Genomic DNA, 15,534 nt, shown 5'->3' on the forward strand with positions numbered 1-15,534 from the left:
ATGTCGATCTTCCTCAACGAGAACAGCAAGGTCATCGTCCAGGGCATCACCGGCGGCGAGGGCACCAAGCACGCCACGAAGATGATCGCCTCCGGCACGAACATCGTGGGCGGCGTCAACGCCCGCAAGGCCGGGACCACGCACACGGTCGGCGACAAGGACGTCACCGTGTACGGGACGGTCGAGGAGGCGATGAAGGAGACCGGCGCCGACGTGTCGGTGCTGTTCGTCCCGCCGAAGTTCGCCAAGGACGCGGTCATCGAGGCCATCGACGCCGAGATCCCGCTCGCCGTCGTGATCACCGAGGGCATCCCGGTGCACGACTCGGCGTACTTCTGGGCGCACGCCGTCGCCAAGGGCAACAAGACCCGCATCATCGGGCCGAACTGTCCCGGGATCATCTCGCCCGGGAAGTCCAACGCGGGCATCATCCCGGCGAACATCGCCGGCCCCGGCAAGATCGGTCTGGTGTCGAAGTCCGGCACGCTGACCTACCAGATGATGTTCGAGCTGCGCGAGTTCGGCTTCTCCACCGCGATCGGCATCGGCGGTGACCCGGTCATCGGCACCACGCACATCGACGCCCTCGAGGCGTTCGAGGCGGACCCCGACACCGAGGCCATCGTGATGATCGGTGAGATCGGTGGCGACGCCGAGGAGCGTGCCGCGGACTTCATCAAGGCCAACGTCACCAAGCCGGTCGCCGGCTACGTCGCGGGCTTCACCGCGCCGGAGGGCAAGACGATGGGCCACGCCGGCGCCATCGTCTCCGGCTCGGCCGGCACCGCGCAGGCGAAGAAGGAGGCCCTCGAGGCTGCGGGCGTGAAGGTCGGCAAGACGCCGTCCGAGACCGCCGCGCTCATGAAGGAGATCCTCTCCGCCAAGTAGGGCGTACGACCGACGACGCGCGGGTCCCGGGAACTCCGGGGGCCCGCGCGTCGTCGTGTGTACGGCGCCCGTCGGGCGTCACCCGGCCGTGGAGCGGAATCGACTAGCGTGCGGCCCGGAGTCCTGTCACCGACGCCAGCGGGAGTAGTCGTCATGTCCAGCAACCAGCCGCCCTCCCCCGGGGCCGGCCCCGACGACGCGGTGACCCCACCTGCGGGCACGGTGCGGCTCGCCGTGCTGGGCGGCGCGGCCGCCGCGCTGCTCGTCCTGGTCACGGCCTTCTTCGGGCTCCCCCCGGCCGCCGCCTACGCGCTCGCCATGGTCGTGGCGGGCGGGATCGCGGGTGGGCTGTCGCTGCTGCCCGGGACGGGCCGGGTGCTCGTCGCCGGGACCGTGCTGTCCGGGACCGGGTTCCTGACGCTGCTGTTCCTGTTCACCGCCAGCGGCAGCCCGGTCGCGGCCGGCGCCGTCGGGTGGGTGGCCGTGGCGTTCGCGCTGCTGTCGGTCGCCGGCCTGTTCTACGGCCAGCTGCTGCTCTCCGGTGTCCTCGCCGCCCCCGCCCCGCGCGCGGCGCGGCCGGCGCACGCGCCGTCGAACGAGCCGCCGTGGGCGACGCCCGGCCTGCCCCAGCAGCCCGGTCACGGCCGCCCCGGGCAGGCGGGCGGGTACGACGCGTACGGCCCCGGCCGGGGCGGACACCCGGGAGCCCACGAGGGCCCGGGTCAGTACGCCCAGCAGCCGGGTCAGTACGGCGTCCAACACGGCCAGTACGCCGCCGATCCGGGTCAGTACGGCGGCCAGCCGGGTCAGTACGGCGGCCAGCCGGGTCAGTACGGCGGCCAGCCGGGTCAGTACGGGATCCAGCCCGGGCAGTTCACCCAGCAGCCCGGTCAGTACGGCGCGCAGGCCGGTCAGCCCGGTGCCCAGCCCGGCGCTCCGGCGGGTCAGTACGGCATCCCGGCGGCGGACCAGTCCGGCGGTCAGCCCGGTCAGTACGGTGGCCAGCCCGGTCAGTACGGCGGCCAGGCCGGTCAGTACGGCCAGCAGCCCGGTCAGTACGGCGAGCCCGGTCAGTACGGGCAGCAGCCGCAGGGGGCCGGGCAGGCCGTCCCGGGGTCGTACGCGCCGTCCACGGCCGCCTCGGGCGGGGCGTTCTCCGGGGTCGCCTACGGCGAGCGCGCGGCCGACCCCGGGCGCGGCCACGGCGGCGGCGCCGTCCCCGGTCAGCAGGCCGCAGGTGCCGACGCACCGGGTGCCCCGGGGCAGGGTGGCCCCGCCGGGCCGGCGGAGTTCGGGCAGCAGGGCCCCGCCGAGCAGCCGGCTCAGGGTGCACAGGGATCGGCGCAGCACACCCCCGACGAGGTCGCTGGGCAGCACCTGCCCGGCGAGCCGGCGGTCGGGCAGACCGCGCCCGGCGTCCCGGGGGCCGGGCAGAACGGGCCCGGTGGCCAGGCCGCGGACCCGAACGCTCCGGCCGTGTCGGCAGCCGGGGGCCGCGCGCAGCCCGGGACGCCGGAGCAGCAGGCGTCCGGGGAGCAGTCGCCGGGGCACGACCCGGCCCGGCAGACCCCGGTGACCGACGACGACGCCACCCGGGCCTTCCGTGCGGGGGGCGGCCGGCCGCCGTCGTCCTGACTCCGGTCGTCCAGGGCGCCGGTCGTCCGGGGCGCCGGTCGTCACGGCCCGGTGGTCGTGACGCCGGGTGTCCGGTCCCGCCGGTCGTGACCCGCGTCGGCCCTGTCCGGTCGTCCGCGTCCCGCTGGGACCCGGGCGGTCCCGTGGGGCCGGGCACGTGCGGCGTGCCTGCCGCCGCGGGCGTCCCGGCGCTGCGACCCTGACCGGGTGAGCACCCCGCCCCGCCCCGCCCGCGGCCGTCCCGCGTCCCGCTCCCGGCCGTCCGGTCCCGGCGCGTCCCGGTCCCGGGACGACGCGGCCGCGCGCGACGGCCGGGGCGGCGTCGCCGAGCGGGAACGGCCCCGTGCCACGACCCGGCGGCCCGCACCGGACCGGCGCGCGGGCGATGGCAACGGCCTCGACCGCCTGCGGATCCTGCTCGCGTCGACGATGGGCGCGGTGCTGGCCGGCTACACGCTGCTGGTGCCGGTCGCGGCGCTGATCGCCGGCACCGGCGGTGTGCCGGTGACGGCCGACGCCGCGCTGGCCACCGCCGTCCCGATGTGGCTGGCCGCGCACCAGATCCCGATCGCACTCGACGGCCGCCCGCTCGGGGTGCTGCCGCTGCTGCCGACCCTCGTGATCGTGGCCGTCGTCGCGTGGTTCTCCCGCTGGGCGGTCCGGCGGCTGGGTGGCCGGGTCCGGCACGACGCGGGCGCCGTCGTCGCCGCGCAGGCGGGCGCGGCGGCCGCGGTCGCCGTGCTGGCGGGTGCGCTGCTGCCCAAGGAGATGGCGGTGACCGCGCCGTGGGCCTCCCTCCTCGGCGCCGGCCTGATCGGTGGCGCCGCGGCCGGTGCGGGCGTCGTCCACGCCTGCGGGATGCCCGCCGCGTGGAAGCGGGTGCTCGCGGGGTGGCCCGGAGCCGCGCTCGCCGGGGTCCGGGTCGCCGCGACCTCCCTGCTGCTGACCGGCGCGCTCGTGCTGACGGGGGCGCTGCTGCTCACCGCGACCGCCGTGAGCGACGCCGCTGCCCGTCTCGGACCGGGCATCGGAGCGGGCTTCGGCGTCCTGGTGCTCGCCGTGGGGTATCTGCCGAACGCGCTGGTCGGGGCGGTGTCCTGGATGCTCGGCGCGGGTGTCTCGGTCGGGGTCGCGACGTCCGGCCCGCTGCTCGCGGAGCCCGGGCCGCTCCCGGCGTTCCCGCTCACGGCCCTGCTGCCGGTGACGACGGTGCCGCCCGCCGCGCCCCTGGTCCTGCTGCTCCCGGTCCTCGCCGGTGTGCTGACCGGGCTCGCCTGCCGCCGCGCGCTGGCGGACGGCGCCCCGATGGCGGAGCGGGCGGCGGCCCCGGCGACGGCGGCGGTCGTCGTCGCGATCGGGGCCGGAGCGCTGGCCACGGTGGCCGGCGGGCCCCTCGCCGGCGGGCCCTACGACCCGGTGTCGTTCCACCCCGGGGCGGTGTTCGGCGCCGTGCTGCTGCTGGTGGGGCTGCCCGCGCTGCTGACCTGCGCCGGACCCGAGCTGGCCCGGCACGTGCCGATGGGCGGTCCCGCCGGTGGGCGGGCCGGCCGGGCCCCGGGCACGGGGTCGCGGGCGGTTCGGCGCGAGCGGTCGTCGACGGTCGCCGATCTCGTCGAGGGGCGCCGCCGGTCCGGCGCGAGCAGCCGCTCCGGCGGGAGCGCGGGCCGGGACGGGCGCGTCCGGCGGGAGGGGCGCCGTGACCCCGCCGGGGCCGTGGGCGACGGGGCGACGCGGGCCGGGGGCGCTCCGCACGACGACCCCGATCACGAGGGCCCCGGTGATCCCGACACCGCCGACCACGACGGCCCCGCCGACCACGCCGACCACGCCGACCACACCGACCACACCGACCACACCGACCACACCGACCACGCCGACCACGCCGACCACGCCGACCACGCCGACCACGACGGCCCTGCCGACCACGACGGCCCCGCCGACCCCGACCACGACGACTCCGGCACCGACCGGGACGGCCCCCGCCGGGGCTCCCGCGGCGACGACCGGGACCCCACCGGCTGAGCACCGGGCCGGGAGGGTGACAGCCACCCCGCCGCGGCCCGGACCGGGCCCGGCGACGATCACGCCGACGGTGACGGGGCCTGCGCGGAGCGTTCCCGGAGCAGGGGGACGCCGGGCGGGGTGCCCCGCGCGTCTACGCTGGTCACCGGCCGCCACCGCGGCCGCAGCGACGGCGTCGGAGGGACAGCGGTGCACGCCCAGGAACAGGCCGGACCGTTCCGCGTCGTCGTACTCGTCTCCGGGGCCGGCACGTTGCTGCAGGCCCTGCTCGATGCGTCGCCCGCCGATCCGTCCGGCTACCGGGTCGTGGCCGTCGGCGCCGACCGGCCCGGCGCGGCCGGACTGGACCGCGCCCGGGAGGCCGCGCTGCCGACGTTCGTCGAGCGGGTCGCCGACCACCCCGACCGGGACGCCTGGAACGCCGCCCTCGCCGCTGCCGTCGTCGCGCACCGGCCGGACGTCGTCGTCGGGGCGGGCTTCATGAAGCTGGTCGCACCGGTCTTCCTGGACGCGATCGGATGCCCGATGCTGAACACGCACCCGGCCCTGCTGCCGGCGTTCCCCGGTGCGCACGCCGTGCGTGACGCGCTGGCCGCCGGTGTCCGGACCACCGGAGCGACCGTGCACGAGGTCGACGCCGGGCTGGACACGGGGCCGGTGCTCGCGCAGGTGGAGGTGCCCGTCCTCCCGACCGACGACGAGACCGTCCTGCACGAGCGGATCAAGACCGAGGAACGACGGCTGCTGGTCGAGACGGTGCTGCGTCTCGCCGCGGCCGGGAGAACGCACGAGGTGAGTCAGTGAGTGAGCGCAGGCCGGTCCGCCGGGCCCTGATCAGCGTCTACGACAAGGCCGGGCTGCTGGACCTGGCGACCGGGCTGCACGCGGCCGGTGTGGAGATCGTCTCGACGGGATCCACCGCGCAGCGGATCGCCGACGCAGGGGTCCCCGTGACGCCCGTCGAGGAGGTCACCGGTTTCCCCGAGTGCTTCGACGGCCGGGTGAAGACCCTGCACCCCCGGGTGCACGCGGGGCTGCTCGCGGACACCCGCAAGGACGAGCACGTCGTGCAGCTCGAGCAGCTGAACATCGCGCCGTTCGACCTGCTGGTGTCGAACCTCTACCCGTTCCGGGAGACCGTCGCGTCCGGCGCGAGCCGCGACGAGGCCGTCGAGCAGATCGACATCGGTGGCCCGGCGATGGTGCGGGCCTCGGCGAAGAACCACGAGAGCGTTGCCGTGGTCGTCGAGCCGTCCCGCTACGAGTGGGTGCTGGAGCAGGTCGCCGCCGGCGGGTTCGTCGTCGCCGACCGGCGCCGGCTGGCCGCGGACGCGTTCCGGCACACCGCCGCCTACGACGTCTCGGTCGCCACCTGGATGGGCGAGCAGTTCCCGGCGGGCGACGGGACCGAGGCGACGCCGGAGTGGTTCGGCGCCACCTGGACCCGCGAGCGCGCGCTGCGCTACGGCGAGAACCCGCACCAGGCCGCCGCGCTGTACGCCGACGGCGGCGCCACCGGCCTCGCCGGTGCCGAGCAGCTGCACGGCAAGGAGATGTCCTACAACAACTACGTCGACGCCGACGCCGCCTGGCGGGCCGCGCACGACCACGGCGACCGGCCGACGGTCGCGGTGATCAAGCACGCGAACCCGTGCGGGATCGCGGTCGGCGCGGACGTCGCCGAGGCGCACCGCAAGGCGCACGCCACCGATCCGGTGTCCGCGTTCGGTGGTGTCGTGGCGGTCAACGGCGAGGTGTCGGTCGCGATGGCCGAGCAGGTCGCGGAGATCTTCACCGAGGTCGTGGTGGCCCCGTCCTACGCCGACGGTGCGCTGGAGGTCCTGCAGCGCAAGAAGAACGTCCGGCTGCTCCGCATCCCGGGGGAGGTCGCCCGTGGCGGCACCGAGCTGCGGCCGATCTCCGGCGGGGTCCTCGTCCAGCAGCGCGACCTGGTCGACGCCGCCGGCGACGACCCGGCCGCCTGGAAGCTCGTCACCGGCGACCCGGCGTCCCCGGAGCTCCTCGCCGACCTGGCGTTCGCCTGGCGGGCCTGCCGCGCGGTGAAGTCGAACGCGATCCTGCTCGCGCACGACGGCGCCGCGGTCGGCGTCGGCATGGGCCAGGTCAACCGGGTGGACGCCGCGAAGCTGGCGGTCGAGCGGGCCGGTGACCGGGTGCGTGGTGCGGTCGTGGCGTCGGACGCGTTCTTCCCGTTCCCGGACGGCCTGGAGGTGCTGCTCGACGCCGGTGTCGCGGCCGTCGTGCAGCCGGGTGGTTCGGTGCGGGACGAGCAGGTCGTGGCCGCGTGCGCGAAGGCCGGCGTCCCGATGTACCTCACGGGGACGCGGCACTTCGCCCACTGATCCCCGGCACGTCCCGGACGGCCCGGACCGCCTCGCGCGGTCCGGGCCGTCCTGCGTCTGCTCCCAGATCTGCGGACCCGTCGAGATGCAGCTCAGCGCGCTCATCCGCTCCCCACGGCGACGCTGAGCTGCTTCTCGGCGGGGGGCACCTCGGTGGTGGCTCTCGCGGCGAGGGTGCGCGGCCCGGAACTGTCGGGGGTGCGTGCGACGGTGCTCCGCGTCGGTCCACGGATCCCCCGACCGGGGGCTGCGGCAGGGCCGGCACAGGCCCTATGATTCGAACGTCAGTTCGAGCACGCACCACCTTCCCCGTGGTGCGCCGGGCAGGTTCCGACCGGTCGGCAGGCCGGTCGCGGTGCGACGGGGGAGGTCCGTGTGGGCAGGGCTGCGCCGAGCGGGACGGTCTCGGACGAGAGGGTCACGGTCGTCGGGGGAGCGGCGGCGGTGGGCCGGGTGATCGGATCCGCGCCGGACGGTGCGGGGGAACCGGGCGGGGGCCCGGAACCCCGGTACCGCCCGGAGACCGGGGAGCCGCATCCCGGTCCGGAGGAGGCGGCCGGGCCGGTGATCGGGGCCGGCGTGCGGAGCGCGGGGACGGACGGGGAGCCCGTCCCCGCGGGCCGTGCCGGTTCCGGGGCCGGACCGCGGGCCGGGCTCGCCGGGTCCCGTGACCCCGGGAGCGGGCGGGAGCCGCTCCACGGGGCACGGGGCCCGGTCGGGGGGCCGGTGTCGGACCGGCTCGCCCGGGCCCGGCAGGTGCTGCACCGGGTGGAGACCCGGGCCGACGTCGAGCGGTCCCGTCCGGTTGCCCGTCCCGGGTGCGGGGCGACGGCGGCCGACGCGGGCCCCGCGCGCACCACCGGTACGGCCGATCCCGACGACGCCGCGCTGCTCCCGGTCCCCGGCCCGCTGGCCGGGTTGCTGCCGGCGGGCGGCCTGCGCCGGGGGTCCACGGTCGCGGTGGGCGCGGGCGCCGGCGCGGGGTCGTTGCTGTTCGCGCTGCTCGCCGCGGCGTCCGCGGAGGGGTGCTGGGCGGGTGTCGTCGGGCGTCCCGGGCTGGGGGCGGCGGCCGCGGCCGAGGCGGGCGTGCGGCTGGACCGGCTCGCGCTGGTCCCGGATCCCGGTGCCGACCTGGTCGGGGTCACCGCGGCCCTGCTCGACGGGCTGGACCTGGTCGTGGTGGCGGGTCCGGAGCGGGCCGGGCTCCGTGCCGGTGACCGGCAACGTCTGACGGCGCGGGCCCGGCAGCGCGGGGCGGTGCTGCTGGCGCTGGGGTCCTGGCCCGGGGCGGACCTGCGGCTGCACTGCGAACGTCCACGCTGGGAGGGCGTGGGCCGCGGGGAGGGCCGGTTGCGGTACCGCCGGATCGAGGTGCGGGCGTCCGGGCGCGGGATCGGGCCCGCGGGCCGGGGCGCCGAGGTGCTGCTGCCGGGGCCGGGCGGGGCGGTACTCGCCGCCCCGGAGCAGGTGCCGGCCGGGAGCCGGCCGACGCCCGTCGCCGCCCCCGGGCAGGTGCTCCCCGGCCGGCCGGTCGTACAGGTGGCCGGATGAGCGCGGCGGGCAGCGCGGCGGACGTCGCCGACCCGGCCGCCCGGGGGCCGGGCGGTGCGGGGGCGCGGGTGCCGGACCCGCGGGTGCTGGCGGTCTGGTCCCCGGACTGGCCGGTCACCGCGGCGGCCCGGGCCGCCCACGTCCCGGCGCACCGCCCTGCGGCGGTGTTCCACGCCAACCGGGTGCTGGCCTGTTCGGCCATCGCCCGCAGGCACGGGGTGCGCCGGGGGCTGCGACGGCGCGAGGCGCAGGCCCGGTGTCCCGACCTGGCGGTGCTCGCACCGGACCCGGGGCGGGACGCCCGGCTGTTCGAGCCGGTCGCGGCCGCGGTCGAGGGGCTCGCGCCGGGTGTGGAGGTCGTCCGTCCCGGGTTGCTCGTGCTGCCCGCCCGCGGCCCGGTCGGCTGGTTCGGCGGGGAGCGGGAGGCGATCGAGCGGCTGATCGACCAGGTCGCCCTGCACGCCGCGACGGAGTGCCAGATCGGTGTCGCCGACGGCATGTTCGCCGCCGAGCTCGCCGCCCGCCGGGGGCGCGGGGTGCCGTCCGGCCGGTCGGCGGAGTTCCTCGCGCCGCTGGAGGTCGCCGAGCTCGACCGGGACCCGGAGACCGACCGCTCCGCGCTGATCGACCTCCTGCGCCGGCTCGGGCTGCGGTCGCTGGGTGCGTTCGGCGCGCTGACCGAGGCCGACGTCGCCTCCCGGTTCGGTGCCGACGCGGTGGCGGCGCACCGGCTCGCCCGCGGGCTCGATCCGCGGCCTCCGGTGCGGCGGGTCCCGCCGGAGGAGCTCGCCGCGGCGATCGAGCTGGATCCGCCGGTGGACCGGGTGGACGCGGCGGCGTTCGCCGCCCGCGGGCTGGCCACCCGGCTGCACGAGGCGCTCGCCGGGCACGGCCTGGCCTGCACGCGGCTCGGTGTGCACGCCCGCACCGACAGCGGAGAGGAACTGTTGCGGGTGTGGCGGTGCGCCGAACCGCTGACTCCCGCGGGCACCGTCGACCGGGTGCGCTGGCAGCTCGACTCGTGGCTCGGCCGCGGCGGCTCCGGCACCCTGGTCGCCCTGCGCCTCACCCCGGAGGACACCGTGGTGGCCGGCGCGCTGCAGCGCGGGTTGTGGGGCGACGTCGGTGAGAACGACGAACGCGCCGGTCGCGCGCTGGTCCGGGTGCAGGCGCTGCTCGGCCCGGAGTCCGTGGTCACCGCGGTCCCGACCGGTGGCCGGGATCCCGGGGAGCGGGTCCGGCTGGTGCCCTGGGGTGAGGAACGGGTCGTCGAGGCGCCGGCACCCCCGCGGTCGGGGGTGCCGAAGGATCCGCCGGCGTCGTGGCCGGGCCGGTTGCCGGCGCCGTCACCGGCGACGGTCCTGCCGGACCCGGCGCCGGTCCGGCTGCTCGACGCCGATGGCTCCGAGGTGTCCCTGCCGGCCCCGGACCTGCTCGACGGGGACCCGCACCGGATCTCCGGTGGAGGTGGTCCGGACCGCGAGATCGCGGGCTGGGCCGGCCCCTGGCCGGTGCACACCCGCTGGTGGGCCCCCGACGCCCCCGGCCCCACGGCCCGGTTGCAGGTCGCGCTCGCGGACGGCGCGGCGTTGCTGCTCGTCCACCGCGGGACGCGCTGGGAGGTGGCCGGTGTCTACGACTGAGACGGCCGGGACGGCCGGGACGCGGGCCCCGCTACCGGGCGGGGACCCCCGTCATGTCCACCGCGAAGCGACCGATCGCGTTGCCCATCGCCGTGACGTTCCGGTCCAGCGCCACCCGGTCGATGTTGGTCAGCCGGTCGCACGGCGTGTGGTAGCAGGCGTCGTAGGACTGGCCGGGCGTCCCGCCCCACTTCTGCGCCTGCTCCGGGGTCTTCCGCTCCTCGGCGCCGGTGAACAGCCCGCCCGCCGGGATCCCCGCCTCGATGAAGGGGCCGTAGTCGGAGCGGCCGTCGAACGCGGTGCCCTCCGGGCCCTGCACACCGGCGGCGACCAGCGACTCGGTCAGGACCTGCTCCGCGGCCCCCGAACCGGGCGGTCCGGCCTCGCCGCCGAGGCGGTCCGAGTCGTCGCCGTCGTAGACCAGGTACGCCGCGTTCGGCGAGGCCACCATGTCGAAGTTCAGGTAGAGCCCGACCTTCGCCCGGTCCTGCTGCGAGAGCGACTCGACGTAGCGCGTCGCCCCGACCAGGCCGATCTCCTCGGCGCCCCACCAGGCGAAACGCACCTTCTGCCCGGCGGGCGGGGCCGCGCCGAGCTTCTGCGCGACGTCCAGCAGCGCGGCACTGCCGCTGCCGTTGTCGTTGATCCCCGCGCCCTCCGGCACGGAGTCCAGGTGTGCCCCGGCCATCACGACCCGGTCCGGGTCACCGGTGCTCGTCTCGGCGATCACGTTGCGGGAGGTCTGCTGCTGGATCGTGGTGTCCAGCAGGAGGGTGGCCTGCTGTCCGTCCCGGAGGGCGGCGCCGGCGGTCCTCTGCACGGCGGCGGTCGGCACGACGCCCGGTGTCTCGCCGAGGGTGGCGGGCAGCGCCGCGTCCTCGGTGTTGGTGACGATCACGGCCACCGCTCCGGCGGCCCCGGCCAGCCGCGACTTCTGACCGAACTCGCAGACGCCCCGCTCGACGACGGCGATCGCGCCGGCCGGCATCCCGGCGTAGTCCTCGGCCTCGCACCCCGGGCTCGGGTCCTGCGGGGCGCGCGGCCGGACCGACAGCGGTGCGGTCAGGCCGCCGGGCGGGGTGGCCGGCGAGAAGCTCAGCACCTCGGTGGGCACCGGCGCGCCCGCCACCGTCAGCCGGGCGTCGCCCGCGGTGAAGGTGCGGACGTCGAACGACGGCGTCTGCACGTCGTAGCCCGCCTCGCGCAGCGTGCGCGAGACGTAGTCGACGCTCGCGTCGTAGCCGGGGGTGCCGATCGCCCGGTTGCCGTCGTTCGCGTCGGCGATCTTCTGCAGCTGCTCGAGGTGGGCGTAGGCGGCGTCACCGCTCACCGCCCCGGCCAGCCGGGCGGGCAGGCCCGGATCGGACCGGGGCGCGGCGCCGTCGGTGCCGGCGGCCCCCGGCGGGAGGACGGCCGTGCCCGGTCCGGCCGGGACGTTCGCGCAGGCGGCCAGCGCGGCCACCGCCACACCGGCTCCGAGCACCCGAGCCAGGCGGCGACCGGCCACCCGGCGCCGGGTGCTGCCGCCCGGCGTCGTTCCCGTCGTTGCCGTCCTCATGGTCCCCCCACTGTCCGGCCCGGTCCCGGGCGTCGTCGGCACCGGCGGTCCGGTGCTCGTGGTGCGCGGCCGGACACGGTCCGGGTGCACGGCGTCGCACCAGGATCCGTCATCAGGTGTGGACGTGTCGTGAACTCTCGATCTCGACACGGGGTCCCCGATCGGGCGATGTGTCCCGGGAACCGGACGAACGGAGCGGATCCACGGTCGGTTCACGGTCCTGTCTCAGGACTTCCACAGGTTCGGCTGGTGGACTCGGTCCTGTCGGTGAGGCACTCGCGAGCAGCCCGCCGACATCCGACAGGGCCCTCCGGGTGGCCCCGCGGCCCGGCGCTGGGGAGCGGCCGGTGCCGTGGAGGAATCCGGTACCGCCGTGCGGGGCCGACCGGCGCTGGGGAGCGGCCGGCCGGTCCCCGCACGGCACGCCCGTCGCCTCCCTCCGGGCCCGCGCGGGAGCACTCGCGCATCGAACTGACGTTCGAGTACCCTCGGGCCGTGGGCTGGCAGAATCCGGACGTCCCGTGGTCCGAGCTGGAGGGTGCGCTCTCGGGCCGGTCCGTCCGCGACGGTTCGAGCCTGCGCGGTGGCCCGGAGGCCGACGGCGGCGACGCCCCGGCCTGGTCCGCCCACCGCGGACCGTACGAACCGCCCGCGGGCCTGCGGACCGGTGCGGCGACCGTCCCGTACGCCGAGCTGCACTGTCACTCGCACTTCAGCTTCCTGGACGGCGCGAGCGCCCCCGAGGAGCTCGTCGAGCGGGCCGCCGAGCTGGGGCTCGAGGCGATCGCGCTCACCGACCACGACGGCATGTACGGCGTGGTCCGGTTCGCCGAGGCGGCCCGGGCGCTCGGCATCCGGACCGTGTTCGGCGCCGAGCTGAGCCTGGGCCTGTCCGCCCCGCAGAACGGTGTCGCCGACCCGGAGGGGGAGCACCTGCTCCTGCTCGCCCGCGGGCCCGATGGCTACCGCGCGCTGTGCCGCACGATCTCCACCGCGCAGATGCGCGGCGGCGAGAAGGGCCGCCCGGTCTACGACCTCGACGAGGTCGTCGCCGACACCGCGGGCCGGGTCGTCGTGCTCACCGGCTGCCGCAAGGGCGCGGTGCGCCGGGCGCTGGACCGGCACGGACCCGGGGCGGCGGCCGCCGCGCTGGAGCGCCTCGCGGAACGGTTCGGCCGGGAGAACGTGCGGGTGGAGCTCACCGTGCACGGCGAGCCGTGCGACACCGAGCGGAACGACGCACTGGCCGCGCTCGCCGCCGCGGCCGGTGTCGCGACCGTCGCCACCACCGCCGCGCACTACGCGGCCCCGGACCGGGCGCCGCTGGCCGCCACGGTCGCCGCGGTGCGGGCCCGGCGCAGCCTGGACGAGATCGACCCGTGGCTGCCCGCGGCGGGCACGGCACACCTTCGGTCCGGCCGGGAGATGACGCGCCGGTTCGAGGACCGGCACCCGGGCGCGGTGGCCCGGGCGGCCGGGCTGGGCCGGGAGCTGGCGTTCGAGCTGCACCTGGTGGCGCCGGACCTGCCGCCGTTCGACGTGCCGGAGGGGGAGACCGAGGCCTCGTGGCTGCGGGCGCTCACCGAGCGCGGGCGGCTGCAGCGTTACGGCAGCCACGACGAGAACCCGTTCGCCGCGTACACCGTCGAGCGCGAGCTGGCGATCATCGAGGAGAAGAACTTCCCCGGCTACTTCCTGATCGTGCACGACATCGTGGACTTCTGCCGCCGCGAGGACATCTTCTGCCAGGGCCGGGGATCCGCCGCGAACTCCGCGGTCTGCTACGCGCTGGGCATCACCAACGTCGACGCCGTCCGGCACGGCCTGCTGTTCGAGCGGTTCCTGTCCCCGGACCGCGACGGCTATCCCGACATCGACCTGGACATCGAGTCCGGACGGCGGGAGGAGGCGATCCAGTACGTCTACCGGCGCTACGGCCGGCTCTTCGCCGCACAGGTCGCGAACGTGATCACCTACCGGCCGCGGTCGGCGGTCCGCGACACCGCCCGTGCGCTCGGGTTCTCACCCGGCCAGCAGGACGCGTGGAGCAAGCGGGTGGAGCGGTGGCACGCGCTGGAGGCGTCCGAACTCGGGACGGGCGGGGAGCAGACACTGCAGATGCCGCCGCTGCTGCTCGATCTCGCCGGGCAGCTCATGGGCGCACCCCGGCACCTCGGCATCCACTCCGGTGGCATGGTCATCTGCGACCGTCCGGTGTCCGAGGTCGTCCCGGTGGAGTGGGCCCGGATGGAGGACCGCACGGTCGTCCAGTGGGACAAGGAGGACTGCGCGGCGGCCGGCCTGGTCAAGTTCGACCTGCTGGGCCTGGGCATGCTCACCGCCCTGCACCTGATGGCCGACCTGGTCGAGCGGAACGACGGCACCCGGATCGAGCTGCACCGGATCGGTGAGTCCGACCCGGAGGTGTACGCGATGCTCTCCCGCGCCGACTCGGTCGGGGTGTTCCAGGTCGAGTCCCGCGCCCAGATGGCGACGCTGCCGCGGCTGCGCCCCCGCGAGTTCTACGACCTGGTCGTCGAGGTCGCGTTGATCCGGCCGGGCCCGATCCAGGGCGGCTCGGTGCATCCCTACATCCGGCGCCGCAACAGGATCGACGACTGGGAGCACGACCACCCGCTGCTGAAGCCCGCGCTGGACAAGACCCTGGGCATCCCGCTGTTCCAGGAACAGATGATGCAGATCGCCGTCGACGTCGCCGGGTTCTCCGCCGCCGAGGCCGACGAGCTGCGCCGCGCGATGGGCGCCAAGCGCTCCACCGAGAAGATGGAGCGGTTGCGGGGCCGGTTCTTCGACGGGATGGCGGCCAACGGGATCACCGGCGAGCTCGCGGAGACGATCTTCACGAAGATGCTGGCCTTCGCGAACTTCGGTTTCCCGGAGAGCCACTCGATCAGCTTCGCGGCGCTCGTCTACTACTCGGCCTGGTTCAAGCTCTATCACCCGGCGGCGTTCTGCGCGGCGCTGCTCAACGCCCAGCCGATGGGGTTCTACTCGCCGCAGTCGCTGGTCGCCGACGCCCGCCGGCACGGCGTGCGGGTCCGCCGTCCGGACGTGAACGAGGGCCGGGCCGACGCGATCCTGCAGCCCGACCCGGACAGCACCGGGGGGTGGGCGGTCCGGCTCGGGCTGTCCGGGATCCGCACGATCGGCACCGACCTCGCCGGTGCGGTCGACGCCGTGCGGGCGTCCGCGGGGCCGTTCGCCGATCTCCCCGACCTGGCCCGCCGGGTCCGGCTGACCGGGCCGCAGGCCGAGGCGCTGGCCACCGCGGGGGCGTTCGGCTGTTTCGGGGTGGAGCGCCGGGAGGCGCTGTGGGCGGCCGGCGTCGTCGCGGGGGTCCGGCCCGAGCACCTGCCCGGCACCGCCGTCGGCTTCGACGCACCGGCGCTGCCCGGGATGACCGACGCCGAGCTGACCGTCTCCGACGTCTGGGCCACCGGCGTCTCACCGGACAGCCACCCGGTGCAGCACCTGCGGGGGAAGCTCGACGGGCTCGGTGCAGTCCGGATCGACCGGCTCGACGACGTCGGCCGTCGCGCCGGGCCGGACGCGCCGCCCCGGGTCCTGGTCGGTGGCCTGGTCACGCACCGGCAGCGCCCGGCGACGGCGCGCGGGGTGACGTTCGTGAACCTGGAGGACGAGTCCGGGATGCTGAACGTGACCTGCTCCGAGGGCCTGTGGGCGCGGTACCGGTCGGTGGCGCTGGGCAGCGCCGCGCTGCTGGTGCGCGGACGGCTGGAACGCAGCCCCGAGGGCGTCCTCAACCTGCTGGCGGACCGGCTCCAGCGGATGCCGCTGGCCGTCCCCGTGCAGTCCCGCGACTTCCGCTGACCTGCACCGGACACGGCTCGAG

At 76.5% G+C, this 15,534-nt stretch carries 9 protein-coding genes; 8 read left to right on the top strand and 1 reads right to left on the bottom strand.

Going from position 1 to position 15,534, the window contains the following annotated elements; genetic code table 11:
• From sucD to PP1_RS21150, 7 genes are all read left to right on the top strand, one after another.
• Positions 1-888 (top strand): succinate--CoA ligase subunit alpha, encoded by an 888-nt coding sequence (gene sucD / locus PP1_RS21120; RefSeq protein WP_010235746.1) that lies wholly within the window; start codon positions 1-3, stop codon positions 886-888.
• A gap of 153 nt (positions 889-1,041) precedes the next feature.
• Positions 1,042-2,523, top strand: coding sequence for a hypothetical protein (locus PP1_RS21125; RefSeq protein WP_075314703.1), 1,482 nt, complete (start codon positions 1,042-1,044; stop codon positions 2,521-2,523).
• Positions 2,524-2,730: 207 nt separating this feature from the next.
• The gene (locus PP1_RS21130) at positions 2,731-4,545 is read left to right on the top strand and encodes a cell division protein PerM (RefSeq protein WP_075314701.1); all 1,815 of its coding nucleotides are present in this window, start codon (positions 2,731-2,733) and stop codon (positions 4,543-4,545) included.
• Between the two features lie 189 nt (positions 4,546-4,734).
• Positions 4,735-5,349: a phosphoribosylglycinamide formyltransferase gene (gene purN, locus PP1_RS21135; protein WP_010225770.1), complete on the top strand. Its 615-nt coding sequence runs from the start codon at positions 4,735-4,737 to the stop codon at positions 5,347-5,349.
• The gene (purH, locus tag PP1_RS21140) at positions 5,346-6,908 is read left to right on the top strand and encodes a bifunctional phosphoribosylaminoimidazolecarboxamide formyltransferase/IMP cyclohydrolase (RefSeq protein ID WP_010225768.1); all 1,563 of its coding nucleotides are present in this window, start codon (positions 5,346-5,348) and stop codon (positions 6,906-6,908) included. The genes purN and purH overlap by 4 nt, the downstream gene beginning before the upstream one ends.
• 453 nt (positions 6,909-7,361) lie before the next feature.
• Positions 7,362-8,459 (top strand): hypothetical protein, encoded by a 1,098-nt coding sequence (locus PP1_RS21145; protein ID WP_212592123.1) that lies wholly within the window; start codon positions 7,362-7,364, stop codon positions 8,457-8,459.
• Complete coding sequence (locus tag PP1_RS21150; protein ID WP_083697235.1) at positions 8,456-10,102, top strand: DNA polymerase Y family protein; 1,647 nt, start codon at positions 8,456-8,458, stop codon at positions 10,100-10,102. The genes PP1_RS21145 and PP1_RS21150 overlap by 4 nt, the downstream gene beginning before the upstream one ends.
• 31 nt (positions 10,103-10,133) lie before the next feature.
• Here PP1_RS21150 and PP1_RS21155 read toward each other — a convergent pair whose 3' ends face one another.
• Positions 10,134-11,660, bottom strand: a complete 1,527-nt coding sequence (locus PP1_RS21155; protein WP_083697390.1) for a M28 family metallopeptidase — start codon at positions 11,658-11,660, stop codon at positions 10,134-10,136.
• Between the two features lie 495 nt (positions 11,661-12,155).
• On the opposite strand from PP1_RS21155, the gene PP1_RS21160 reads away from it, so the two are divergent.
• Complete coding sequence (locus PP1_RS21160; protein ID WP_075314697.1) at positions 12,156-15,512, top strand: error-prone DNA polymerase; 3,357 nt, start codon at positions 12,156-12,158, stop codon at positions 15,510-15,512.
• The last annotated feature ends 22 nt before the right edge of the window (positions 15,513-15,534 follow it).

It is taken from the genome of Pseudonocardia sp. P1, from assembly GCF_000178675.2.
In the GTDB taxonomy this organism is placed as follows: Bacteria; Actinomycetota; Actinomycetes; order Mycobacteriales; family Pseudonocardiaceae; genus Pseudonocardia.

Excerpts from the sequence above, each read along its gene's own strand:
- sucD (WP_010235746.1), top strand. The coding sequence starts at position 1 with ATGTCGATCTTCCTCAACGAGAACAGCAAGGTCATCGTCCAGGGCATC.
- PP1_RS21125 (WP_075314703.1), top strand. The coding sequence starts at position 1,042 with ATGTCCAGCAACCAGCCGCCCTCCCCCGGGGCCGGCCCCGACGACGCG.
- PP1_RS21150 (WP_083697235.1), top strand. The coding sequence starts at position 8,456 with ATGAGCGCGGCGGGCAGCGCGGCGGACGTCGCCGACCCGGCCGCCCGG.
- PP1_RS21155 (WP_083697390.1), bottom strand. The coding sequence starts at position 11,660 with ATGAGGACGGCAACGACGGGAACGACGCCGGGCGGCAGCACCCGGCGC.